Genomic DNA, 23,833 nt, shown 5'->3' with positions numbered 1-23,833 from the left:
TATTTAATTTTACAGAACCCACATAAACAACAATTAGATGTCAACTACTTTTATGCAGCTTTGGTTATATAATAACTGGGCCAATACAACACTACTGGATAAACTGAAAAGTGAAGGCGAAAATGTACCTCATTCTTGCATACGGCTCTTTAGCCATATTGTCAATGCTCAGATTATTTGGTTAAGTCGATTAACTGGTGAAAAACCACCTGTTGGTGTTTGGGATGAGCACAGTATCATCGATTGCCAAAGGTATCACGATTTAGCTTCAGAAGGATTTGGGCAGCAGATTCAGCGCAGAAATGATATAGAGGATGAAATTATCAATTATACAAACACACAGCATCAGGCTTTTCATAATAAGGCCAACGACATTCTGTTACACGTCTTTAATCATGGCACCTATCACAGGGCGCAAATAGCAAGCGAAATGCGGAAAAATGGTATTGAACCTATCAACACAGATTATATCACTTTTGTTCGCACATAACAGTACTGTAATCAGACGCCACTGTAGTCTGATTACAAACGAAGTAGTTTTATTGAAATGCCGATTTGCTCCAAACGATAAATATCATGCTGGATCAATCCTTCCGTAAGGTAATAAAAGGAATACCCTAGGACATACTCGTTTTCAACCAGATAATGGTCGCTTTGATTTTTAAGCAGTTCTATTAAAATTTTGATCTAGTCGATTCGACCTATCCTACACATCTTGCAATTGGCGGACTAGACCCTCTATAATATTGGAGAATACCTTAACTTTGAAACAAAATGAGTTACAAACATATCTTTAAAGCGACCTTAACATGGAACCATCCTGAACAGCCTAGTGCTGTGGGTTCAAAAATTTATACAAAGAGCCATCACATCGCGATCGAAGGCAAAGCTGACCTGCAAGTTTCCGCAGCAAAAGCATTCAAGGGTGACCCCGCATTGTACAATCCGGAAGATTTGCTGCTTAGCAGCCTGATTTCTTGCCACATGATGTCCTATTTATACGTCTGCTCGAAAAATGGCATCGAGATTTTATCCTATACGGACAATGCTATCGCTACCCTCGAAACGGATGGAGATGGAAGTGGTCGTTTTACGGAAGTTATATTACAGCCCGAGGTTCTCATCACAGATGAATCCCAGATAGAACTTGCTTTATCCTTACATGCCCAAGCAAATAAACTGTGTTTTATTGCGAATTCATGTAATTTTACTGTGCTGCACCATCCCCAATGTCAAGCGATCTAATCATACCTAGACGTTCTATCGAAAGAAAAAAGCCTCTTGTTTTCGGTTTGTTAACACAACCGAAAATATAACACGCAGCAAAAATTCGTAATTAAATAACAAACAAGTTTTTAAGGATTTCATTACTTTTGAATCATGATGGAAAATTCCAAGAAAAAAGCAGCAATCGGATTCATATTTATTACACTACTAATCGATATTACGGGTTGGGGAATCATTATTCCAGTCGTCCCTAAACTTATCGAGGAATTGATTCATAGCGACATCAGTGAAGCGGCAAAATATGGCGGCTGGCTCGGCTTTGCCTACGCTTTCACCCAATTCATCTGTTCTCCCGTCGTTGGTAACCTCAGTGACAAATATGGCAGAAGGCCAATTATTTTGATCTCACTTTTTGGGTTTGCTGTAGACTACATCTTTCTTGCCCTCGCGCCAACTATAGGTTGGTTATTCTTAGGACGCGTTATCGCCGGATTGACAGGTGCTAGTTTTACAACGGCAAGTGCTTATATCGCAGATATATCTACGGATGAAGATCGGGCAAAGAACTTTGGTCTAATAGGCGCGGCATTTGGTCTAGGCTTTATCATCGGCCCAGTTATCGGCGGTCTACTCGGTCACTATGGTGCCAGGGTTCCCTTTTATGCGGCCGCAGGACTGTGTATGCTAAACTTCCTGTATGGCTATTTTATCTTACCTGAGAGCTTAGATAAAGAAAAACGTAGAGCTTTTGAATGGAAACGCGCAAATCCAATTGGATCCTTTAAGTTTCTTGGAAAACATCCAGAAATATCCGGATTAATCGTTGCCTTAATTTTAATATATATCGCAGGTCATGCAGTTCAAAGTAACTGGAACTTCTTCACCATGTATAAATTCGACTGGACAGAAAGAATGGTGGGTATCTCATTAGGTGTTATTGGATTATTGATCGGATTGGTTCAGGGTGTTTTAATTCGATGGACTACACCCAAACTTGGTGAACAAAAAAGCATTTTCTATGGATTGACCCTGTATGCTATTGGACTACTGTTATTCTCGTTTGCAAGTGAGGGATGGATGATGTTCGTCTTCCTTATCCCCTATTGCTTGGGTGGTATTTGTGGACCAGCTCTTCAGTCTGTTATTACAAAAAATGTTCCTTCAAACGAACAGGGTGAACTTCAAGGTGCACTAACAAGCTTAATGAGTGCAACATCGATTATTGGTCCACCGATGATGACAAACCTATTTTATTATTTCACCCATGACAAAGCACCATTTAAATTTTCTGGCGCGCCGTTTTTCTTAGCATTTATCCTGATGACGATTAGTGTGATCATTGTCTATAATGCTTCTCGCAAAAGGAGAAATCAGCAAATAAATCTTTAAACCTGATTAATCAGTCTGCACTATTTTCATCTATCTTCCTCTAAAACTCAACTGGCCTATGCATTTAAGAACTGCATAGGCCAGTTGAGTTTTAGAGCTTTGACTTTAAACGGCTCAATGTCTCCTGTGAAATATTCAGATAGGAAGCAACTATTCTATTGGACAGCCTTCTGACAACCATTGGATTTTCATCCAACAATAAACGATATTTTTCAAGGGCATCTTGCATTAAAAATGACATCCAGACGCCTCGCAACTGAAAAACCATGACTTAAGTCAAAAAACAGCAACACAATAGCTAATCCAGTACATAATTATCGAACTTCTGGATCAATTTAGGTTAATCAAACTTCAATTCTTCAATTCATGGATCGAATTCTTCAATTCCTCCATTACTGATCGCTGTAAATTTGCAGCCAAGGAAATAAAATTCAAAATGATACATACAACAGACATAACAAATAAAAACATAGACCTTCACGTAGACTCAAAGCGGGATACACCAATACTTACGAAGCCTCTTTTATGGCTTATTACCTTGACAACTGGAATAGTCGTCGGAAACAACTATTATAATCAACCGCTTTTGGGATTGATGGCGAAAGACTTTCACGTTAGTGAAGCTGCAATTAGTATGATCGCTATGCTCACCCAGATCGGTTTTGCAACAGGACTACTCTTTATCGTTCCTTTGGGAGATATGATAAAAAGAAAGAAATTAATATTATCAATTTTTCTACTTATCATAGCCTCCTTATTGGCAATGGTCTTCGCTCCCAGCCTCGAGCTACTTTATATCGCAAGCTTTATGGTTGGATTTAGCTCAGTCGTTCCCCAAATGCTCGTCCCCCTTACGGCCGAACTTGCTACTCCCGAAAAACGCAATTCTTCAATCGGAATGGTCATGAGTGGCTTACTATTAGGTATTCTGCTCTCCCGCGTCGCAGCAGGATTTATTGGCGATATCTGGGGATGGCAAGCGATCTATTATATAGCGATAGCGTTAATGGTTCTATTCATGTTATTATTAGCTTTCGCACTCCCCGATGTGAATCCGACATTTCAAGGAAGTTATCTACAATTAATGCACTCATTGATCCATCTGACAAAAACTCAACCGGTATTACGGCTATCTGCACTCAGAGGTGCCCTAGGTTTTGCGGGATTCAGTGCTTTTTGGATTACATTAGTATTTCATTTACAGGAAGCTCCTTTCCACGCGGGGTCCGCTGTAGCCGGATCCTTCGGATTAATAGGGGCTGTTGGCGCTCTAGCAGCAGCATTGGTCGGCCGGATTTCAACGCGTGTTTCTACGTATACCGTTATTCTTGGTTCCATATGTATCCTGCTATTGAGCTGGATTGTATTCTACATCGGGGGGAATAGCTATACCGGATTAATAACTGGTGTAATCTTAATTGACCTGGGTTTACAATCAATGCATATCAGCAATCAATCTGCTTTCTTTGCCTTAAATCTAGGGGCAACCAACCGACTAAATACAGTCTATATGTTTAGTTACTTTGCGGGTGGATCATTGGGTAGTTACTTGGCCTCGCTCGCTTGGAAATACTTTCAATGGAATGGCGTGGTATTGACAGGCTTTTGTTGTACACTACTGGTTCTCATCATCCATATCTGCTACGACAGACGGCCAAAAAACTTTTCTTAGTCGTTCAACACCATAATCTAAAGAAAAGCTAGTTAACAGAAAATCTTCTATATGATGATATCCATTCATGGCCTACATGTTATAAATGTAGGCCATGAATGAAAACTTATTTCATTTATTCAAGTACGCCAAACTTGCCAGCCTGAAAATCTTCAAAGGCTTGGTAAATCTCTGCCTGTGTATTCATTACAAATGGGCCATAGCTCACGATAGGTTCATCAATGGGCTCACCGCTTAACACAAGTAAAACCGCATTTTTTTGGGCCTTTATCGAGATCTCTTCACCATCATGACCAAATAAAACAAAACTATGTTCCTTCGCAAGTTCGCCGTTGACCTCGACCTCCCCATTCACAACCAGCATCGCAGTATTATGATTTTGCGGAACTAAAAAGTCTGTTTCATATTGCGCCGCCAATTTGATATCAAATAGATTGACAGGCGTATAGGTGTTCGCTGGCCCTATCGTATCCTGAAATTTCCCCGCGATGACATTAACTACCCCTGCTGCGTCAGGCAATAGTACCTTCCCCATCTGATTGGCTGTAATCGCCTGGTAATGTGCTTCCGTTGATTTATCTTTCGCTGGTAAATTAACCCAGAGCTGAACCATTTCAAACAATCCACCTTTCTTTGCAAATTCCTCTTCATGGTATTCTTTATGTAATATACCCGCACCGGCAGTCATCCATTGTACATCACCCGGACGAATAACTCCACTGTTTCCCGAACTGTCGTGATGGGCTACACTGCCTTTGTAGGCGATAGTAACGGTTTCAAATCCCTTATGCGGATGTACATCCACGCCTCTGATATGATCCGAAGGTCCAAAATCAAATGCTGCGTTGAAATCTAGTAAAAGAAATGGACTCATCCTCCTTTGGGAAATCCCATTCCCTGGTATCATATTAAATACACGAAATCCATCTCCTACCATACCCGGTTGAGCTGGACGTTGGAAAATTCTTTCAATTGATTTTTTCATGTTATGATCTCCTTTTTTATCGTTCTTGATGAATTTAAGTTGAAGCCCAAATTGATTCACTTCATTTTAAATTGCTATCTCAAAGGTACGACAAGAAGAAGCCTGCTTCCAACAACCTGGATTAAGGCATAAACTTAACCTAGATTAAGTTTATAAGAAAAGATACTGTTAAAACTAGTAATCCCACATTTTCTGGATGCCATAGAAATATGTAACTTCAATAAAAATCATAGACCAAGTATCCTTATGAGCTCAAACAATACCGTTACATTAATAAAATTTTACAGTCACCTTTGGTTACGCCCAATACTAGTACTCCTGCTATTCATCTTTTTATCCCCCGTAGTACATGCGCAATCCAACAATAAATCTAAAGTGAAAACAAACTGGAATGAAATACTTGAAGAACAACTGTTTCCAGGTAAAAAGCTCCAAGATTCCACGTTCAGCTTTCAGGGCAAATTTGAAGAACAATTTATCACAACAGCAGATCATGTTAAACTCCATGGAATCTTGTTTAAGGCAGACAAGAGCAAAGGACTAATTTTCTATTTGCATGGCAGTAATGGGGCTGTAGATACCTGGGGTAAAATTGCCAAAATCTATACTGATAACGGATATGATCTTTTTATGTTGGACTACCGAGGTTACGGAAAAAGTGAAGGTAAAGTAACCAATGAAGAACTACTTTATCGTGATCTGCAAACGGTCTATGATAAGCTGACACAACAGTATCCGGAAGATCACATTATCATAATCGGTCAATCTATGGGCACGGCACTAGCTTCAACTATTGCTTCGCATAATTCTCCGAAAATGCTTATTCTTCAGGCACCTTACTATAGTTTTCAAGATTGGACACAACATGTCGCCCCTGAACTCGATACAAGCGGGATCCCCTTTTATTTCGACAATGCTGCGGCATTGCAAAAAGTAAAATGTAGAACGATCATCTTCCACGGAGACCAGGATAATGCCGTCTATTTTGATTCTTCCATTAAACTGAGTAACTTCTTTAAAAAACAGGATAAATTGATACGTTTGGCAAAGGAAGGACATAATGATTTTTCTAAAAATAAAGACTATCTGCATGCGATTGCCGAGCTATTGCGATAGTCTCATTTTATACCAAAAATACACTATGCCCCTTCAGGAATTTTATACATTAAATTCGGGATAAGGAAAACCCTTTCCTTTTTCACAGAAAAATTTTAAACTCCTGAAAAATAGCGCCCAATCAAAACTACAGGAAGCAAATTCCGCACTATAATTTGCCCAGCCATCATGGTGAAACAGCAGCATACATCCCTTTTGCTGAGGTTCAAGTTCAAAGGTCAGTGTTGTTCCAATCCATTCCTCAAATGCCTTGACACAGCGCCACTCGACCCTGGAATAAGGCTTCAGCGAAATAACTTCCATATTTTTAAAATAGCTGGGACCAAATCCAAAGCGCAGGATCGCACCAATCTCTGGCTTTGCCTTCGTATCTGGTGTCCACCAGCCTGCTAGTCCTTCCGCCGTTGTAAGCGCCTTGTAAACAGTCTCTACCGGAGTTTCAATTAACAATCTATGGTAGATACTTTTTGTCCCAGGATCATGTGGTATGCGATTCTCTTCCATAGCGTCCAGCGCTATTTCCTCCTTTGGAGTAGGCTGTCCCATCCCCGTTAAAATCAATTGTCTTAGGCTGTCCGCTATGTAATATGTCCAGGCATCATGACATACCTGATAACATTCCATCTGGGAATTAAGCCCACGATGGGTGAAATGTAATGTAGTTGTACCTACATCTTCAACAATATCGAAGATAATGGAACTATTAGTCCATTCCCGTTCATCCTGGGTAAATTTAAAATAGTTTTCGAGGACCCGCCAGACTACTTTGCGATCTGTTTCCATCGTTTCTATTCGTATTCGACAACGATGTACATCCTGATAATGATATATAAACTCATCATGCAAAGCAGCAGTTGGCCCTTCAATATTTTGAGACCACCATCCACGGACATTATTGATTGCTTCAAATACGCGTTGAGCACTTGCATCAACGGTAATACTCATTTTAAAATCTTCCTTTTTCATCATTCTTCGTATTTTTAACCATTAACTCATACTTCTTATCTTCCTATACCTCAATCGAATCAAATATGTAAATCTGAACATCATGATCATGAGGTGCCAAGATTCTTCGGTCAACTGCACACGCCTTTCCTTGTTCAGACGCAAATGCTATTTTAATCGCTGCTAAACTTTCAAAATATAAAGTTCCAATACAATACACATCGTCGTGTCCAGTCGTGGACATAATTCCACCTTTGGCCACTTCATAACGAATAAGTCCGGGAAGCGTTTTTGCCAAGGGAATATGGGTCTCAAAATAGTGTTTGTCAAAAAACTCCCTATTCGTAGGGGTCTTATATATTGCGATCATTCGTACCATCTTGTTGTATTAATTTAAATTTATAGATCAAATATAGCGGACTTCAAAACACAAAAAGGGGTGTGAAATAGACATTCTCAGCGGTTGATTTAGACAAGTCGTTTCGGTATATTTGAATAGCATCAAATAAGCGTATTATCGTTTATTCAATCTTATAAACTTTCATCATGAAACATCTAACGATCTTAGTTCCAGACAGTCAGACAGGCCCTAATACCATATCGTGCATTGTTGGAACATACCATATATTCACAGAAGCGAACCGCTATTACGATCAACTGAACAGGGAACCTATATTTAATATAGAATTGGCAGGAGTTTCCAAACAGAGTAACTTTGTCAATGGATTATTAACGGTCATGACGCAGAAAGATATCACTACGATTCAAAAGACCGACCTCATTATTGTACCCGCTGTCATTTCTAATTTTAGTGCGATAGAAGCTGGTAATAGCATGCTCTCAGCATGGATATTAGACCATTATACCAAGGGAGCAAATGTTGCAAGCATGTGTACCGGCGCATATCTGCTCGCATCCACAGGGCTTTTGGATAACAAAAACTGCTCTATCCACTGGAAATCAGCGGCAAATTTTCATAAGCTCTTTCCAAAGGTCAACTTAAAAACAGAACAAATTATTACTGATGAGCAAGGAATCTATACCAATGGTGGCGGTTATTCGTTCCTTAATCTCCTCCTTTACCTGGTCGAAAAGTTCTACGACAGACAGACGGCTATTTATTGCTCCAAAATATTTCAAATTGATATTGCCAGACAAACACAGTCCGATTTTATGATCTTTAATGGTCAAAAATCACATGGAGATGAAATGGTCATGCGTGCACAGGACTATCTCGAGAATAACTTTTCAGAAAAAATTTCCATGGGGAAGTTATCTGAAAAATTCACTGTCGGACGTCGGAATTTCGACCGTAGATTTATTAAAGCGACAGGCAATACGCCCGTGGAATATCTTCAACGGATAAAAGTAGAATCGGCAAAAAAAGAGTTGGAAAGCTCGAGGAAAACGGTAAATGAAGTGATGTACGCTATTGGATATACGGACATAAAGGCTTTTCGCGAGATATTCCGTCGGTTTACAGGACTCTCTCCCCTTGAATATAAAAACAAGTACAATAAAGCAGCAATAAAATAGTACCAAACGCTCCGCGGCTATTATCTTCCTTCTTTGGGAGAAGGCCTTATTGTTGCCAATGAACAAGCTGCGGGAATGGCATTGTTAAAAATGTATTTAATGCAAAATTCCAAAGTTGTGCTACCAAAAGAGAATACAACTGCAGTTTCCTTTCTATTGAACCAAGGATATCCAATAAAACGCCAGGCCAAGCGCATGTACCTGGGTGAAAATATCGATGTTCAATTTCAGTCCATCTTCAATAGAATTGGTGGAAATCTAGGTTAACACCAATTCTATACGTTATTTTTTTAAGACCGATAACAAATTTCAAGACAACATAATGGACGCTACGAAAGCTGACCTACCGCATCCTCAAGAACCTTTTTGGCAGCCACAGCCGGTTGCTTTTTGCTTCGTTGGATATAACATAGGGAAATTACGATTCCTAAAGCTGCCATAACCGCACCAACCAAAGCCGGAGAAGTATAACCATAGCCTTGATTAATGGGTACACCACCTAAAAAGGCACCCAATGCATTCGCAATATTAAAACAAGCAGGTCCTAAAGAAGCAACCAACATTTCAGCATCACTTTTTACCGAGTTCAGCAATAATAAGGTTAACGAAGGTACGAGTGCAAAAGTTGTGACTCCGGTTAAAAAAGTCATCACCAAGGATACCCAAACGTTGTCAGACAGCCCGTAAATAATTAACATACATAAAATCTGAACCACCAGTACGGCTACAACCACCTTTGTTGAAGAAAAAGCGTCCGTCAACTTCCCTCCGATCAAATTCCCCACAAACATACCTAATCCAGCCAAAACCATAATATAAGGCAGGTATTTATCAGCAACGCCAGACACTTCAGTCATCAGTGGCGCTATATAACTTATCCAGGCAAACAGTGCCCCTGGAGCTATTGAAAATAACAAAACCATAAACCAGACATTCACATTGCGAAAAATGCCAAAGTCCTTCCAAGGATTATTTTTAGGTGCTGCTTTCATCTTAGGCATCCACAACTTTAAGGCTAACATGGTCAAAATACCGACGATAACAATCAATAGGAAAGTATAACGCCATGAAAAATGATGTCCAATATAAGTACCCAATGGAACCCCAAATAAATTGGCAACTGTCAATCCGGAAAACATCGTCGCTACAGCCTGCGCTTCTTTACCAGGATCGGCCAATCGACTGGCAATAACAGACCCTACACCGAAGAAAGCACCATGTGGCAATCCCGAAATAAAACGCGAGACCAACAAAAGACCATAGTCTGGAGCAACCACAGATAGTCCATTAAATAGGGTAAACAATCCCATGAGGATAATCAAGGTCTTAAGTGGCGAGAATCGATTCATAACAACCACCAACAGTGGGGCACCGATAACTACACCTAAGGCATAAGCTGTAATGAGATAACCAGCTTCCGGAATTGAAACTTGCAGACTTTGGGCAACGTCCGGCAGCATCCCCATCATACTAAATTCGGTAATTCCTATGCCCAATCCCCCCAGTGCAAGTGCTAATAAACTCTTCTTCATTTCATATATAAGTGAAATTATTAATAATACAAATTTCTATCAGAATAATTTAATAAACAAATCATTTAAATAGTACAACCTATCATTAAACTAATAGCACCGACATTGTCTCAATGAAAACACCTATATTAGCCTGAGGTAAAATCGATCAGCATAACACATTCAAACCTTAACCATGAAACTGCATCATTATATACTTACTTTCACCTTGTACACACTTGTACCTTCGTGGGCATTGGCACAAAAAGGCCATGCAAAAAAGCATCCAAATATTGTATATATCATGAGTGATGACCATGGTTATCAAGCGATAAGCGCTTATGGTTACGGATTGAACGAAACGCCCAATATTGACAGATTAGCAAAAGAAGGTGCCATTTTCACACGTGCGACCGTGACAAATTCATTATGTGCGCCCAGTCGGGCTGTACTCCTAACTGGGAAGCACAGTTATATGAATGGGAAAATTGATAATGAGGCAAAATTCGATTGGAATCAGGACAACTTTGCCAAGATTCTCCAAAAAAACGGGTATCAAACGGCATTAATCGGTAAAATCCATATGGATGGCCTACCTCAGGGATTTAACCACTCAGCGGTCCTTATTGACCAAGGCGAATATTATAATCCAAACTTTATTATCAATGGTGTAAAACAACAAATACAAGGCTATGTATCGGATCTCACCACCGATATGACCCTAGATTGGATCGCTAAAAGAGATACCAGCAAACCTTTCTGTGTGCTCTATCATCAAAAAGCGCCACACCGAGAATGGCTACCTGCTTTGCGACATCTTCAACAATATACATCAAAAACCTACAAAGAACCGAATAATCTATTCGACACCTACGAAGGAAGAGGAACTGCTGCTAAAACCGCTGAAATGAATATCCTTAAACACATGAACTGGGCTGGTGACAACAAGATACCTCCTGCGCTAATGGATGAATTGGGACTAAAAGAATATCTATCCTGGGATAAAGCTGCCTTTAATGGAAACCTAGGAAGAATGACTGCAGCGCAGCGCGCAACATGGGATTCAATCTACAACCCAATCATGGCAGATTTTAAGATGAAATATCACAACATGTCCAAAGAGGACCTGATGCGCTGGCGATATCAACGTTATATGCAGGATTATCTGGGTACCGTTGCTGCAGTGGACGACGGTGTTGGACGTCTATTGGAATTTTTGAAAGACAATGGACTCGACGAAAATACAATTGTCATTTATACCTCAGACCAAGGGTTCTATCTGGGTGAACATGGTTGGTTTGACAAACGTTTTATGTATGAAGAATCGCTCCGAACCCCCTTATTGATCCGCTATCCAGCAGAAATTAAAGCTGGCCAATCCTCAAAAGCACTTGTTCAGAATCTTGATTTTGCCCCCACAATCCTAGATTATGCAGGACTTGCAATCCCGAAAGATATGCAGGGAAAATCTTTTCGTGGTCTACTCAATGGAAAAGAAAAACAATGGCGCGATGCAGTATATTACACCTACTATGAGTACCCTTCCATTCATATGGTAAAACGACATTATGGGATTCGTACCGAAAGGTACAAACTGATCCATTTCTATTATGACAAAGATGAGTGGGAATTATACGATCTAGAGAAAGATCCACAGGAAATGCAGAATGTTTACAATGTACAAGCATACCAAAACGTACGTGAAGAAATGCATCATAAACTGGACGAAGCCCGAGCCTACTATAAAGATTCCGATGAGAACGACAAAAAGTTTTTACCGAAGGTAAAACAATAATTTACTGGCCTACAAATCCAGTAAATTATTGTTGTTAAAAATTTAAACAGGGTTGAGTTTGAAATAACGTCTCAAAATACGTCTAACGTCCCTATTGTCGGCTTTGAAGATGATGGCTTCTCGCTTTTTCTTTTCGCTATATACACGCTTATTACAGTAGCCAAATCCTTTATACCGACCATCCAACAAGTAAACAAGTCCCTTTTCTTTGGGATTACGTCCTAAAAGCTCCAAAAATATCTCGCCCATCGGAAGCTCCGAAGAGGCTACAAATTCCTGCACTCTTCGATTATAGTCATCTGGAAGCTCCTGCGCAATACATGCCCCTTTGCAGGTCTTCAACATATATTGAAAACAATGTTTCGTATACGTCTGTAATTTGTTTATTTTTTGGCAGAGCTGATAAGCTTCAACAATAGTGAATAATTGCTCGCGCCCCTCCTGGTAACTCGAAAAGGTCATTAGCTCTTCTCGCTCGGGATCAAGCGCCTCAACTTGAAGAACTTGATAGCCCAATGGATTCACCGCTAGATAAAGGCCAAATCCGTAGTGGGTTCGACGCTGCGCCCGATTATAATAGGGTTGATATTTTTTGATCAGGTCAGATTCATGCAATAGCGCTAGTAATTCATGGCCCGTCAGTTCAAATCCAACTCTGCAAGCTGCTCCTTGGATTTTGCGTTCCTTAAAATCTGTGCTTCTAAAATGCTGCAATAACCTATTTCTAATATCGATACTCTTGCCGACATAAATTAGTGCATCATACTTATCATAAATATAATACACGCCGACTGCAGCGGGAATTCCTTCAAGCAATCCCGCAATTTGCTCTTTCGTCATCACTTTAACACCAGGTAATACCTTACAAAGGTAATTTAAAAAATAGTCGATTCACTTCGTGGATCTGCACGCTCAAATATACTAATATATTTAGTATTTATAAATGATAGCGAATAAAAATAGGAATACACCCGCCCTTCATTTCCCCCAATGAAAAGGACGGGTGTAAATTAGCGCCAATTGTTAAAATTTCATTTTCTGAATTCTAATGGCATTCAATATCGCTATTAACGATACGCCAACATCGGCAAATACAGCCTCCCACATTGTTGCCAAACCTCCAGCTCCAAGAATCAACACGATCCCTTTGACTATAAAAGCAAGCCAAATATTCTGATAAACAACTTTTTTCGTTTGTTTCCCAATGCGAATGGCCGTTGGAATCTTCGAAGGTTTGTCATCCTGTATCACGACATCTGCCGTCTCGATCGTCGCATCACTGCCCAGTCCACCCATCGCTATTCCAACATCACTCAGTGCGACAACCGGAGCATCATTAACGCCATCACCAACAAAAGCAACAGATTCGTTTAGCCCCTTTATTTCCTTGACCTTATTCACTTTATCTTCCGGAAGCAGGTCACCATAGGCCTGATCTATTCCAAGTTCCTTGGCAACATAGGCGACTACTGTCGACTTATCCCCGCTCAACATCGTTGCTTTTACACCGAGCTTATGCAGTAGCTGAATTGTAAGCGCGGCATCTGCTTTAATGCTATCAGCGATCGTCATGAATCCTACAAATTTACCGTCCAAAGCAATGGCAATGGTCGTATATACGATACCATTCGGATTGATATCATAGGCTACATTAAATTTGTCCAGCAATTTAAAGTTACCCACCAGCAACTCTTTGCCTTCAGTAATTCCTTTTAATCCATGTCCGGCGATTTCTTCTATATTATGGAGATTAATAGACTCGTCGATCGCACCTGCATATTCCCTAATCGCTGTTGCAACTGGATGGCTGCTATGGCTTTCTATTTTATTGACGAGCTTTAAAATTCTTGCCTCGTCGTAGCCAGCCTGTAGCTTAATTTCCTGCACCTTAAAAACGCCGGCAGTCATTGTTCCGGTTTTATCCATCACCACATGCCGGATATCTGCCATCGCATCCAAAAAATTACTGCCTTTAAAAAGTATACCATTTCTACTCGCGGCACCGATTCCACCAAAATACCCCAAAGGGATTGAGATGACGAGTGCACAGGGACAGGAGATCACTAAAAATACGAGTGCTCTATACAACCAGTCGCTAAATACATATTGATCGACAAACAAGTAAGGCAGGAGGCAAATTCCAATAGCCAAAAACACGACAATTGGGGTATATATCTTAGCAAATTTGCGGATAAACAGTTCAGTAGGCGCTTTTTGAGCTGTTGCGTTCTGTACAAGCTCTAGGATTTTACTCAGTTTGCTATCTTGATAAGCTGTTGTCACCCGAATTAAGCTCACCGTGTTCATATTAATCATTCCTGCCAGCACAACATCACCTTTCATTTTTGTATCTGGCTTGCTCTCGCCAGTTAGCGCAGCAGTATTAAATGCGCCTTGTTCAGACAGCAATTCACCATCGAGCCCGAGCTTTTCGCCAGGTTTCAGCTGAACAATTGCTCCGATACCTGCGTCTGCGGCTTTGATTACTTTGCTCTTTCCATTCTCCAAAATAGTCACTTCATCCGGACGCTGATCCAGTAGTGCCTTAATATTACTTTTAGCTCTACTCACCGCCAAGGTCTGAAATACCTCGCCTACAGCATAAAATAACATCACCGCCACAGCTTCTGGGTATTCTTTGATCGCAAAAGCTCCTATCGTAGCGATACTCATTAAAAGAAACTCCGAAAAGATTTCCCCTTTAGCAATACTCTTTAGGGCATCTCTGACTACAGGAAACCCAACAGGCAGATAAGATACGATATACCAGCCCGAACGAACCCAATCCTTAAACCATGCTTGCGCAATCCAATTATCCATGGCTATTGCTGCAATGAGCAAAATAAAAGAAATTAGCGCGGGTAGAAATAACTGCATCTGACTAGCCCCTGCCGTTGAGTGATCGTGACCGTCTTCATCATGGCTATGATCATGACCATGACTGGAAGCTGGAGCTTTCCCAATAAGGTCTTCAGCTCCCGCCTGACTATATATTTTTTCTGTCTGTGTACAACAAAGCTGTCTGCCTTGTGCATCATAACGATGTTGATGTTCCATAACTTGCTTTGATTCTGTTAACAAATACTGTCAATTAATGTTCGTGCCCACCTGTATTGCTCATTTTAGCATTGATAAAAAAGGCACCCTTTACAACAATTTTCGTTCCAGCAGGAACTTCGGTAACCGGGGTAATCGCCGTATATCCCAAAGCAGACACGCCTTTTTGAATCTCTATTTTTTCAAAATTGATGTTTTTAGCCTGTTCTTCGCCATGCTGCCCAGCTTCTTGCTCATTTTTATGCGCATGTTTTGCTTCACCTTCATCGTGCGCATGTCCGTGATCGTCGTGCCCTTCTTCATGCTCCTCAGGTTTCTTGTCTGTCTCCACAAAAATATAATACTTGCCGTCAGCCTCCACGATTGCGTCATTCGGAACAGCCGGAGTCCGTACATTATTGACACCGATCATACCCGTGATGTTCATCCCATCAATCAACCCCACTTTGCTGCCCACAACCGTACTGTGCACAGCGATGGTCTTGCTATCATTTTCAAAGGAAGATCCAATTGTAAAAACTTTGGCGGTATAGGTCTTATCCGGATTGTTGGTCAGTTGAAAGTTGATGAGCTGTCCGACTTTAACCAAAGGTAGATCCTTTTCAAACACCTGCAGATCCAAATGCAGCAGACTATTGTCAACAATCTCAATCACTGGCGAAGAGACATCTACATAACTCCCAATTTTCGCAAAAACATTGCTTACTGTTCCATTGATAGGGCTTGTTACGGCCAATGAGGTCCGCATATTAGAAAGATTCACGCTATTGGGATTAATGCCCATCAATTGGATCTGTTGTTGCAAGGAGGCCTTTCGAGCCCGTAAACTGTTGAAGTCTGCTGTTGCGGCCTGCAGATTTTTCCGTGCGCCCGCATTACCTTCATTGAGTTCCTGTTGCCTTGCCATTTCTTGTTCCGCCAAGGTAATCTTACTTGCAAGGGAGACATATTCCTCCTGCAACTGTACAAACTGGGGGTTGGTGATCGTAGCGATCACCTGCCCCTTGCGTACGTGATCACCAAGCTGCACGTTTAATGTCTTTACAACACCACCATAAAGCGCCGTTGCATTCGCTTTATTGTTATTGGGTACACTTAAAAGTCCATTGGCCTTGATTGTAGCCGTTAGTTCCTTCTCTTCAATACCTCCAAAAACGATGCCCACAGCTTTTATTTGCGCAGCACTCAGTGCCGCTACCCTAACCGGACCTTCCTCATGCCCCGCTTCGGATTTAGGCGCTTCCTTTCCCTCCGGTTGACCTTTAGGCTCCGACTCATTAGAACCGCAACCGTAAAAAACAGTAACGGCTATACATACGATAAATATCTTTATGAAAACTTTCATTGTTGACTTATTTGTTATTGAAGTAATTATATTGAATTGCTGATTGATTATACTGATTGAGGACTTCTAAATAATTCTGGCGAATCCCAATGGCCTGACTTAAAAATTGACTCAATTCAGCAAAATTGATCTCCCCTGTCCTATAACCCAAACTAGCCGCTTTAATGATGGCATCAGCTTGTTTTAAACCCGAAGACTCATAAAATTGTAGTAACGCACTATTCTTGTCAATTTCAGCAAGTGCGTTTCCTTTATTTGTCTGGAATGCCTGCGTCTCATATTCCAACTTACGCTGTTGAACTTCCATTTCAGCGTTGGCAGCCTTCACTTTACTTTTATACGCGCCTAGGCTAAAGACCGGAAAAGATGCGGAGACCGAAAATCCCGACAATGGATCTTTGGCTCCCCAAACACGTTGGGAAAAAAATCGACCCGAGAACTCAGGCTTATTTGTATTTTTCTGAACACTGATATTTGATGAAGCAATATTTACGTTTTGCTGCTGTAAAACAAGTAAAGGATGTGCTGTTTCCTCAGATGGACTGGCGTTCACGACAATCTTCTCCAAGGACTGATCCAATGGGAGCATCCACTCGTTACGGTCCAACAAGAGCATAAGTTGCTGTTGCTGGATAACAATGTCCTTTTTGTTTTGAACAAGCTGTGCTTGCAGTTCCTTCAGTTTTGCTTCAGCTGCGATCTTATCCAGCGCAGCCACGTCACCTGTTCTAAAGCGAAGTTCAGTTGCTTTGAACATGGCTGTATAGATGCTATCCAGCTCCATATACAGCTTTTGGCGATCCTGGAGATACCAAAGTTGAAAATAGGCTGTTCTCACGTCTCTGGTAATCGCAGTTTTCAATACATCCGTATTTAAATTCGCATATTTTAGCTGCTGTTTAAAATACTCCTTGCGCGCCGCATAGAGCCCCGGCCAGGCAATACTTTGTGTTATACCAATTTTCAATAAGCCGGCCTTATCCGTAGGACGGTAATCTTCATTTTCTGCAAAAATCCCGGTCTTGGGAATTTCGGTCGCCGTTTTAACATTGAAACCAGCACCCGCGATTTCAGCCTGGTTGACCTGAAACTGACGATTGCTCTTCAGTGCAGTTTCCACAGCTTCTGTAACAGAAATGCGCTCTTGGCCAAACACCTGAGATCCCAAGGCCATAAATAAGAAAGCAAGTACTGTAACAAAGGTCTTAACACCCCTACTTCGTTTCATATTCAATTTAGAATTAAAGATTATATACAATAAGGGCAGTACAAACAACGTCAGGAAAGTTGCCGTTATCAATCCGCCAATAACAACCGTTGCCAAAGGCTTCTGAACTTCAGCGCCGGCACTTGTACTTATTGCCATCGGTAAAAAGCCCAGTGAGGCCACTGTCGCTGTCATCAGTACAGGACGTAAACGGGTCAAAGTACCTTCTTTAACGCGTTGAAAAATATCATCGACGCCCTCTTTTTTCAACTGATTGAATGTCCCAATTAAAACGATTCCGTTGAGTACGGCCACACCAAACAAGGCGATAAAACCGATACCGGCACTAATGCTGAAAGGCATACCGCGCAACATCAATGCAAAGACACCCCCGATAGCACTCATTGGTATTGCGGTAAAAATTAGCGTGGCCTGCTTAAAGGAATGGAATGTGAAATACAACAGCATAAAAATAAGCAATAAGGACACTGGTACAGCAATCAGCAGGCGTGAGCTCGCTTTTTGCAAATTCTCGAACTGACCTCCGTAGGTGAAATAATAACCCGCGGGAAGTTTTACATTTGCAGCCAATTGTTGCTGGATATCCTTTACTACGGTTTGAACATCACGCCCTGCCACATTAAATCCAATCACAATTCTTCGTTTACCAGCTTCGCGACTGATTTGGGCCGGCCCCAATTTATAATCAATGGCAGCAACCTGAGAAAGAGGGATCTGCGTACCCGTATCTGTAGGAATCATCAGATTACGCACATCATCAATACTATTTCGGTGTGTTGTATCTAACCTGACGACCAGATCAAAGCGACGTTCATTTTCATAGATCTGGCCCGTACTCCGACCGGCAAAGGCGGTACTCACCACATCATTAACGTCCTGAATTGTCAATCCATAATTCGCGATACGGGTGCGGTCATAAACGATATTAATTTGCGGGAGACCCGATACACGCTCCACCTGTGGAGGAGTTGCCCCTTGAACAGATTGAATCTGAGCGGCAACCACATTGGCGTAAGCGGCCAGTGAGTCGATGTTTTCACCGAAGATCTTTACAGCAACATCCTGACGGATACCCGTCATTAACTCATTGAAACGCATTTGAATAGGTTGATTTTTCTCAAAGAAAACACCCGGGATTACTTCTAGCTTCTCCAGAATAGCACTCCCCAGTTCTTCATAAGAACGGCCCGACTTCCACTCTTTTTGAGGCTTCAATACCACCATAATATCTGTCGCTTCAGGTGGCATAGGGTCTGTCGGCACCTCCGCAGCTCCTGTTTTACCGACAACCATCTTCACTTCATCGAACTCTTTGATAATCCGGGAAGCCTGCATAGAGGTTTCAATACTTTGCGAAAGCGAGCTTCCCTGAGGAAGTATGCAATGGAATGCATAATCGCCTTCCTGCAATTGTGGAATAAACTCGCCCCCCATATTCTTAAAAAAGAAGGCCGACAAAGCAAAAATGGCAACAGTTAAACTCACGATCAGGTATTTAAACCGAATGGCTTTTTGTAATAAAGGCTCATAAATACGTTGCAGTCCCGCAATCATCCGGTCACTCAACGTTTTCTTGTCGCTGTATTTTTTCGGCAGAAACAAAGCACACATCATGGGGATATAGGTTAACGAGAGAATCAATGCCCCGAAAATGGCAAACCCAACTGTTTGCGCCATTGGACGAAACATTTTCCCTTCAACACCCACCAATGTTAAAATTGGAATATAGACAATAAGAATAATAATCTCACCAAAGGCTGCACTGGTACGAATCTTTGAAGCAGACTCAAATACCTCATGATCCATTTCGGCCTGGGTCAATTTCTCGGTTGACTTTCGTAAGCCTAAGTGATGTAGCGTAGCTTCCACCACAATGACGGCTCCGTCCACAATCAAACCGAAATCTATCGCACCCAAACTCATTAAATTGGCACTTACGCCGAAGACGTTCATCAGTCCAAGTGCAAACAGCAGCGCCAGTGGGATCGCCGAAGCAACGATAAGACCTGCCCGCAAGTTCCCAAGAAATAATACCAGGACAAAAATTACGATCAGGGCGCCTTCAATCAGATTTTTTTCAACGGTACTGATCGCACGCCCAACAAGGTCTGTTCGGTCCAAATAGGGCTCTATAACCACATCATCAGGCAAAGACTTTTGAATAGTCGGTAGTTTTTCTTTCACACGATTGACCACCTCATTGCTGTTTTCACCCTTTAGCATCATGACAACACCACCCACAGCATCTACCTCACCATTGTATGTCAAGGCTCCATAGCGCACAGCATGACCAAACCGTACATCTGCAACATCTTTTACATAAATCGGTATAGACCCTGATTTTCGGATAGCGATATTTCTGACATCTTCCAAAGAGGTCGCCAGTCCAATCCCCCGGATAAAGTATGCATTCGGTTTTTTATCAATATAGGCACCACCTGTATTTTGATTGTTTTTCTCTAAAGCAGTAAATATCTCCGGGATCGTGATATTCATCGCTTTAAGTCTATTCGGATCAACAGCTACTTCATATTGTTTAAGCTCACCACCGAAACTATTGACCTCGGCAATTCCAGGAGTTCCATAAAGCTGACGGGCAACAATCCAATCTTGCATGGTTCGCAAATCTTTTGCGTTGTATTTCTTTTCGCTTCCCTTTTTGGGATGGATAATATATTGATATACTTCTCCCAATCCGGTACTTACTGGAGCCAACTCAGGTTTACCAATACCCTGTGGAATCTGATCCACCGCTTCTTTCAAACGCTCACCGATCAGCTGACGGGCAAAATAGATATCTACATCATCATCAAAAACAACGGTAATGACAGAAAGACCAAAGCGTGAAATACTCCTGATCTCCTCAATTTTGGGTACAGTTGCAATACTTTGTTCAATTGGAAAAGTCACCAATTGCTCTACTTCCTGTCCGGCAAGAGTTGGACAAGAGGTAAAGATCTGGACTTGATTATTAGTAATATCGGGAACGGCATCTATGGGTAGTTTCGTCGCACTCCATGCCCCCCAAATGATAAGCAACAAGGTCATTAAACCGATAACGATCTTGTTCTTAATGCTAAATTTTATAATATGATCTAACACAATATACGTGATTAATGCTTAAATAATAGCTCGTTAGAATATCTTCAGCGCTTGTCGTAATAAAATACAACAAACGGATTCCGAGCACAAAGCTGAATAAAGAACAGCATAGCGCGCTCTATCAGATTTGTTTTTAGAATTTTTACGAAAAATTAAGCATTAACTTTCGGCGGCTGCCAGATGCTTCCAAAATAACTGGAAACAATCGCTGTATTGAGGACAGGATTACGATTATCAAAATAAATTGACACCGGGACACCATCTATTTGCGGAAATTGATAGGCATAAGCCGTTATATTTCCACTGCAACAATTGCAATAGCAGAAAATAGAACAGGCATCAGATGCATCATCACTATGGTTATGCGTTTGGCTTAATTGTATTTCCATAGCAGTCTGCTCACAGCGATTGCTAGAATCACTGCAGGGAACAAAAGAAAGTCCCATAATATATGCTATCAATATGAAAACAATTAACCTCATGAATACGCAAATTTAAAAAAAATAAATCAAAATCTCCCCTTGACCCAAGAAATCTATTGGTTAGCGTCATCTCCATTGCCTCCTATAAAATAAGGAGACCGGCGCTTTCAACCGAGCATTTTTTTTACCCCTTAGGCCTCATAAAACCGCACAACCCTAAACTACACTATCACCTGACACGCATATTAATTACAAGTAAATTATTATTCAAATAAAACGAATTATAATTAACAGAAAAACGCATAAAACATGTTTAAACAGCATTTTAAATACAAAACAGCACTATTGTAGATATTTCTCTACAAGAAATACAAGATAACACAAATACAGTACATTAAGTAAAATGCTATTTATATAATTGCATCGATAAAAAATAAAAGCAATAAAAAAGCAATGGTATACCACATTTTAAACACAAATCGGCATACAACTGCAAGATTTTTTTTTGCAAACAAATAAACAACGAAATCAAATAATCAAAAATCAATAACAAAACAAAATGTCAATTAACATGAATCTAATCCCCCATCGCCGACTGACAAACCTGTTCATGCTAGGCTGCAGCGCTTTCGCGCTTAGCCTCTACTCATGTAACAAAAGCGGAGAAAACACCGCGTTAACAGGAGAAACTGTCGTTAAAATCAATCTATCGGGCGTAGAAGCTTACAATGAAACAGACAACAATGCTGTTCAAAAGCAAGCATCTGCAAACGCATCGCATTCATCAAGCAATGCACCTGATGTACAGGAAATGACTGTACCGTTAGAAAACGGTGGTTCAGTTGACGTTGTCCTAACAAACAGTTCAGCGGTTACAAAAAGCCTCGTTGCTTCATCCAACCCCAAACTAGCGGCTGTCCAAACACAAGAGAAGCCATTGGACAAAAACGTCAAGTATAAAGTTGTTGTCTATGACAACCAAGGAGCTTACGTAACGGCAAAAGATTATAGCTATGGTGAGGAAGCTACTGCCGCAGGTATCGTTCTTGACGCCGGAAAATCATATACGTTCATTGCCTATTCGATCAATAGCACCACAGCATTACCGGATATTAACAATCAAAACACACTATCCACAGCCAGCTTAAACAATATAAGTGGCGACTTAATGTATTACACAGGCACATTAACGTTAAAAAATGGTGTAAACAATTTAAATGTTGTGTTAAAACACAGATTTAGCCAAATCACCACAACATTGACCATGGATCCAAGTATGACCGGGGCCATCACTCAAATCGGGACTGCAGTACTAAAACCTAGTCACAGTAGTGCAAATTTAAAATTCTCAGATGAAACATTAACGTACAATGGCTTGAACAACGCTGGTGTGACCACGCAATTCCCGGCTTTAGGAAATGGCTTACGTACTATCATCAGTAACCCATCATTATTGATTCACCCCACCACCAGCAACGGGACATTGATGCTCGGCAGTCTAACTCTTGATGGTGAAACCAAAACAAACATCACCATTCCAAATGTTAAGATCAATCCTGGACAAAAATACGATCTGAAACTTAACTTCAGAACCTGTACACAAGATGTAACCAGCAATGGCTTGAACTGGAGCTATCCAGCAACAACATCGGGTGGTAAAACGGGTATTATGAAAGACGGTAAATTCTATGCCAATGGAACAGCCATCGACAGAAGCTTTACCGCTCCAGCGGCAGACTATGGTTTTGTTTTCGACATTACCGAACTAGACAATGCATTCAATCTGGAAGTAAATGGTGTCAAATTAGCAAAACAGGAAATTCAATTTCAATCAAATGCGGTTGCCTCTACACAAAATATCCAATTTTTCGACGGAAGCAAATACGCTGGCAACAATATCGAAACGGGCAAAAGAATTGACGAAGTGTACAACATGAAAGGTACCAGTACAAATCCTCTCGTTAAGGTTGTGATTAGCAGAACTGGCCAGGTGACCATGTTTGGTAGTAAAACATCCGGCGGTCCTTTATACGAACTTAAACTCGTGAATGGCAACAGCTTCAACACATTCCCTTGGAGTGCAACACAAAGCAACACCGTAAAAGTAACCCAACTTGTTGATGGACGTACTATTATCAAGGGTATAGGTGCCGGAAAGAAGAAAATCCCTTGCCAATAATCAATAAATAGATCAATAATCGGAAAGACTAAATCTTGCTGCGTATAACAAAGAAAAACAGCACGTAAAAAATAGCTATTATGGAAAAGAAATTAGCGTACATCGCCCCCAAAATTAATACAACGACAATCGAACTTGAACAAGGTATTGCAGCTGGTTCGGCATATGCCAGACCAGAAGATGCCAACAGCGGTAAAGTAAACGAACAATGGGAAGTAGGATCAACAGATAATAGAAATATCGACTGGTAAACTATTTTCAACAGTAAACAAAAGGAAGGGGCAGTCAAAAATGAATTGCCCCTTTTTATGCAATTTTATAATA

General features: G+C 40.9%; 20 protein-coding genes. 10 read left to right on the top strand and 10 right to left on the bottom strand.

Translation table 11 applies throughout. From position 1 onward, the window contains the following. Positions 1-37: 37 nt before the first annotated feature. The 3 genes from K2F45_RS13045 (at position 38) to K2F45_RS13035 (ending at position 2,616) form a co-directional block, all read left to right on the top strand. A complete protein-coding gene (locus K2F45_RS13045; RefSeq protein WP_088161520.1) occupies positions 38-490 on the top strand; it encodes a DinB family protein in 453 nt (150 codons plus the stop codon). Between the two features lie 284 nt (positions 491-774). Further along, positions 775-1,245 (top strand): OsmC family protein, encoded by a 471-nt coding sequence (locus K2F45_RS13040; RefSeq protein ID WP_248933783.1) that lies wholly within the window; start codon positions 775-777, stop codon positions 1,243-1,245. A 135-nt stretch (positions 1,246-1,380) separates the two neighbouring features. Beyond that, positions 1,381-2,616 carry a TCR/Tet family MFS transporter gene (locus K2F45_RS13035; protein WP_333888926.1) on the top strand — a complete coding sequence of 412 codons (1,236 nt, stop codon included), beginning with the start codon at positions 1,381-1,383 and terminating at the stop codon, positions 2,614-2,616. Between the two features lie 91 nt (positions 2,617-2,707). Here K2F45_RS13035 and K2F45_RS13030 read toward each other — a convergent pair whose 3' ends face one another. After that, positions 2,708-2,857 (bottom strand): hypothetical protein, encoded by a 150-nt coding sequence (locus tag K2F45_RS13030; protein WP_216640357.1) that lies wholly within the window; start codon positions 2,855-2,857, stop codon positions 2,708-2,710. 195 nt (positions 2,858-3,052) lie between these two features. Here K2F45_RS13030 and K2F45_RS13025 point away from each other — a divergent pair, with 195 nt between their 5' ends. Further along, entirely contained in the window at positions 3,053-4,288 is a 1,236-nt protein-coding gene (locus K2F45_RS13025; protein ID WP_248933782.1) for an MFS transporter, read from the top strand. Between the two features lie 115 nt (positions 4,289-4,403). On the opposite strand, the gene K2F45_RS13020 is transcribed toward K2F45_RS13025, so the two are convergent. Then, on the bottom strand, positions 4,404-5,273 hold the full coding sequence (locus K2F45_RS13020; protein ID WP_248933781.1) for a pirin family protein: 870 nt from the start codon (positions 5,271-5,273) through the stop codon (positions 4,404-4,406). A 375-nt stretch (positions 5,274-5,648) separates the two neighbouring features. Between K2F45_RS13020 and K2F45_RS13015 the strand changes: the two genes are divergently transcribed. Then, the gene (locus tag K2F45_RS13015) at positions 5,649-6,389 is read left to right on the top strand and encodes an alpha/beta hydrolase (protein ID WP_248933780.1); all 741 of its coding nucleotides are present in this window, start codon (positions 5,649-5,651) and stop codon (positions 6,387-6,389) included. Positions 6,390-6,431: 42 nt separating this feature from the next. Here the strand turns inward: K2F45_RS13015 and K2F45_RS13010 are convergent, their stop codons facing one another. After that, positions 6,432-7,358, bottom strand: a complete 927-nt coding sequence (locus tag K2F45_RS13010) for an SRPBCC family protein (protein WP_248933779.1) — start codon at positions 7,356-7,358, stop codon at positions 6,432-6,434. A gap of 40 nt (positions 7,359-7,398) precedes the next feature. Further along, positions 7,399-7,704, bottom strand: a complete 306-nt coding sequence (locus K2F45_RS13005) for an EthD family reductase (protein ID WP_248933778.1) — start codon at positions 7,702-7,704, stop codon at positions 7,399-7,401. Between the two features lie 176 nt (positions 7,705-7,880). Here K2F45_RS13005 and K2F45_RS13000 point away from each other — a divergent pair, with 176 nt between their 5' ends. Together K2F45_RS13000 and K2F45_RS12995 are read left to right on the top strand one after the other, a co-directional pair. Next, positions 7,881-8,870: a GlxA family transcriptional regulator gene (locus tag K2F45_RS13000; protein ID WP_248933777.1), complete on the top strand. Its 990-nt coding sequence runs from the start codon at positions 7,881-7,883 to the stop codon at positions 8,868-8,870. A gap of 99 nt (positions 8,871-8,969) precedes the next feature. After that, complete coding sequence (locus K2F45_RS12995) at positions 8,970-9,137, top strand: hypothetical protein (RefSeq protein WP_248933776.1); 168 nt, start codon at positions 8,970-8,972, stop codon at positions 9,135-9,137. Positions 9,138-9,199: 62 nt separating this feature from the next. Here K2F45_RS12995 and K2F45_RS12990 read toward each other — a convergent pair whose 3' ends face one another. Further along, positions 9,200-10,402, bottom strand: a complete 1,203-nt coding sequence (locus K2F45_RS12990) for an MFS transporter (RefSeq protein ID WP_248933775.1) — start codon at positions 10,400-10,402, stop codon at positions 9,200-9,202. 175 nt (positions 10,403-10,577) lie between these two features. Between K2F45_RS12990 and K2F45_RS12985 the strand changes: the two genes are divergently transcribed. After that, entirely contained in the window at positions 10,578-12,176 is a 1,599-nt protein-coding gene (locus tag K2F45_RS12985; RefSeq protein WP_088161508.1) for a sulfatase family protein, read from the top strand. Positions 12,177-12,218: 42 nt separating this feature from the next. Here K2F45_RS12985 and K2F45_RS12980 read toward each other — a convergent pair whose 3' ends face one another. From K2F45_RS12980 to K2F45_RS12960, 5 genes are all read right to left on the bottom strand, one after another. Continuing rightward, a complete protein-coding gene (locus tag K2F45_RS12980) occupies positions 12,219-13,016 on the bottom strand; it encodes a GIY-YIG nuclease family protein (RefSeq protein ID WP_248933774.1) in 798 nt (265 codons plus the stop codon). Positions 13,017-13,199: 183 nt separating this feature from the next. Beyond that, positions 13,200-15,233 carry a heavy metal translocating P-type ATPase gene (locus K2F45_RS12975; RefSeq protein ID WP_248933773.1) on the bottom strand — a complete coding sequence of 678 codons (2,034 nt, stop codon included), beginning with the start codon at positions 15,231-15,233 and terminating at the stop codon, positions 13,200-13,202. Positions 15,234-15,267: 34 nt separating this feature from the next. After that, positions 15,268-16,578: an efflux RND transporter periplasmic adaptor subunit gene (locus tag K2F45_RS12970; RefSeq protein ID WP_248933772.1), complete on the bottom strand. Its 1,311-nt coding sequence runs from the start codon at positions 16,576-16,578 to the stop codon at positions 15,268-15,270. A 7-nt stretch (positions 16,579-16,585) separates the two neighbouring features. Next, positions 16,586-20,908, bottom strand: a complete 4,323-nt coding sequence (locus tag K2F45_RS12965; RefSeq protein ID WP_248933771.1) for a CusA/CzcA family heavy metal efflux RND transporter — start codon at positions 20,906-20,908, stop codon at positions 16,586-16,588. 152 nt (positions 20,909-21,060) lie between these two features. Further along, a complete protein-coding gene (locus K2F45_RS12960; RefSeq protein ID WP_338055433.1) occupies positions 21,061-21,390 on the bottom strand; it encodes a DUF6660 family protein in 330 nt (109 codons plus the stop codon). A 511-nt stretch (positions 21,391-21,901) separates the two neighbouring features. On the opposite strand from K2F45_RS12960, the gene K2F45_RS12955 reads away from it, so the two are divergent. Together K2F45_RS12955 and K2F45_RS12950 are read left to right on the top strand one after the other, a co-directional pair. Next, positions 21,902-23,509, top strand: a complete 1,608-nt coding sequence (locus K2F45_RS12955) for a fimbrillin family protein (RefSeq protein WP_248933769.1) — start codon at positions 21,902-21,904, stop codon at positions 23,507-23,509. 80 nt (positions 23,510-23,589) lie between these two features. Beyond that, a complete protein-coding gene (locus K2F45_RS12950) occupies positions 23,590-23,760 on the top strand; it encodes a hypothetical protein (protein WP_167512273.1) in 171 nt (56 codons plus the stop codon). The last annotated feature ends 73 nt before the right edge of the window (positions 23,761-23,833 follow it).

The sequence above is a fragment of the Sphingobacterium siyangense genome (genome assembly GCF_023277505.1).
Lineage (GTDB): Bacteria > Bacteroidota > Bacteroidia > Sphingobacteriales > Sphingobacteriaceae > Sphingobacterium > Sphingobacterium siyangense.
Note: the sequence above shows the minus strand (reverse complement) of the source record. Positions and strands in the feature narration are given on the sequence as shown.

What these genes read in the sequence shown, in the direction of transcription:
- K2F45_RS13045 (WP_088161520.1), top strand. Translation starts at nt 38, where the DNA reads ATGTCAACTACTTTTATGCAGCTTTGGTTATATAATAACTGGGCCAAT.
- K2F45_RS13040 (WP_248933783.1), top strand. Translation starts at nt 775, where the DNA reads ATGAGTTACAAACATATCTTTAAAGCGACCTTAACATGGAACCATCCT.
- K2F45_RS13035 (WP_333888926.1), top strand. Translation starts at nt 1,381, where the DNA reads ATGATGGAAAATTCCAAGAAAAAAGCAGCAATCGGATTCATATTTATT.
- K2F45_RS13030 (WP_216640357.1), bottom strand. Translation starts at nt 2,857, where the DNA reads ATGTCATTTTTAATGCAAGATGCCCTTGAAAAATATCGTTTATTGTTG.
- K2F45_RS13025 (WP_248933782.1), top strand. Translation starts at nt 3,053, where the DNA reads ATGATACATACAACAGACATAACAAATAAAAACATAGACCTTCACGTA.
- K2F45_RS13020 (WP_248933781.1), bottom strand. Translation starts at nt 5,273, where the DNA reads ATGAAAAAATCAATTGAAAGAATTTTCCAACGTCCAGCTCAACCGGGT.
- K2F45_RS13010 (WP_248933779.1), bottom strand. Translation starts at nt 7,358, where the DNA reads ATGATGAAAAAGGAAGATTTTAAAATGAGTATTACCGTTGATGCAAGT.
- K2F45_RS13005 (WP_248933778.1), bottom strand. Translation starts at nt 7,704, where the DNA reads ATGATCGCAATATATAAGACCCCTACGAATAGGGAGTTTTTTGACAAA.
- K2F45_RS13000 (WP_248933777.1), top strand. Translation starts at nt 7,881, where the DNA reads ATGAAACATCTAACGATCTTAGTTCCAGACAGTCAGACAGGCCCTAAT.
- K2F45_RS12995 (WP_248933776.1), top strand. Translation starts at nt 8,970, where the DNA reads ATGCAAAATTCCAAAGTTGTGCTACCAAAAGAGAATACAACTGCAGTT.
- K2F45_RS12990 (WP_248933775.1), bottom strand. Translation starts at nt 10,402, where the DNA reads ATGAAGAAGAGTTTATTAGCACTTGCACTGGGGGGATTGGGCATAGGA.
- K2F45_RS12985 (WP_088161508.1), top strand. Translation starts at nt 10,578, where the DNA reads ATGAAACTGCATCATTATATACTTACTTTCACCTTGTACACACTTGTA.
- K2F45_RS12980 (WP_248933774.1), bottom strand. Translation starts at nt 13,016, where the DNA reads ATGACGAAAGAGCAAATTGCGGGATTGCTTGAAGGAATTCCCGCTGCA.
- K2F45_RS12975 (WP_248933773.1), bottom strand. Translation starts at nt 15,233, where the DNA reads ATGGAACATCAACATCGTTATGATGCACAAGGCAGACAGCTTTGTTGT.
- K2F45_RS12970 (WP_248933772.1), bottom strand. Translation starts at nt 16,578, where the DNA reads ATGAAAGTTTTCATAAAGATATTTATCGTATGTATAGCCGTTACTGTT.
- K2F45_RS12960 (WP_338055433.1), bottom strand. Translation starts at nt 21,390, where the DNA reads ATGAGGTTAATTGTTTTCATATTGATAGCATATATTATGGGACTTTCT.
- K2F45_RS12955 (WP_248933769.1), top strand. Translation starts at nt 21,902, where the DNA reads ATGAATCTAATCCCCCATCGCCGACTGACAAACCTGTTCATGCTAGGC.
- K2F45_RS12950 (WP_167512273.1), top strand. Translation starts at nt 23,590, where the DNA reads ATGGAAAAGAAATTAGCGTACATCGCCCCCAAAATTAATACAACGACA.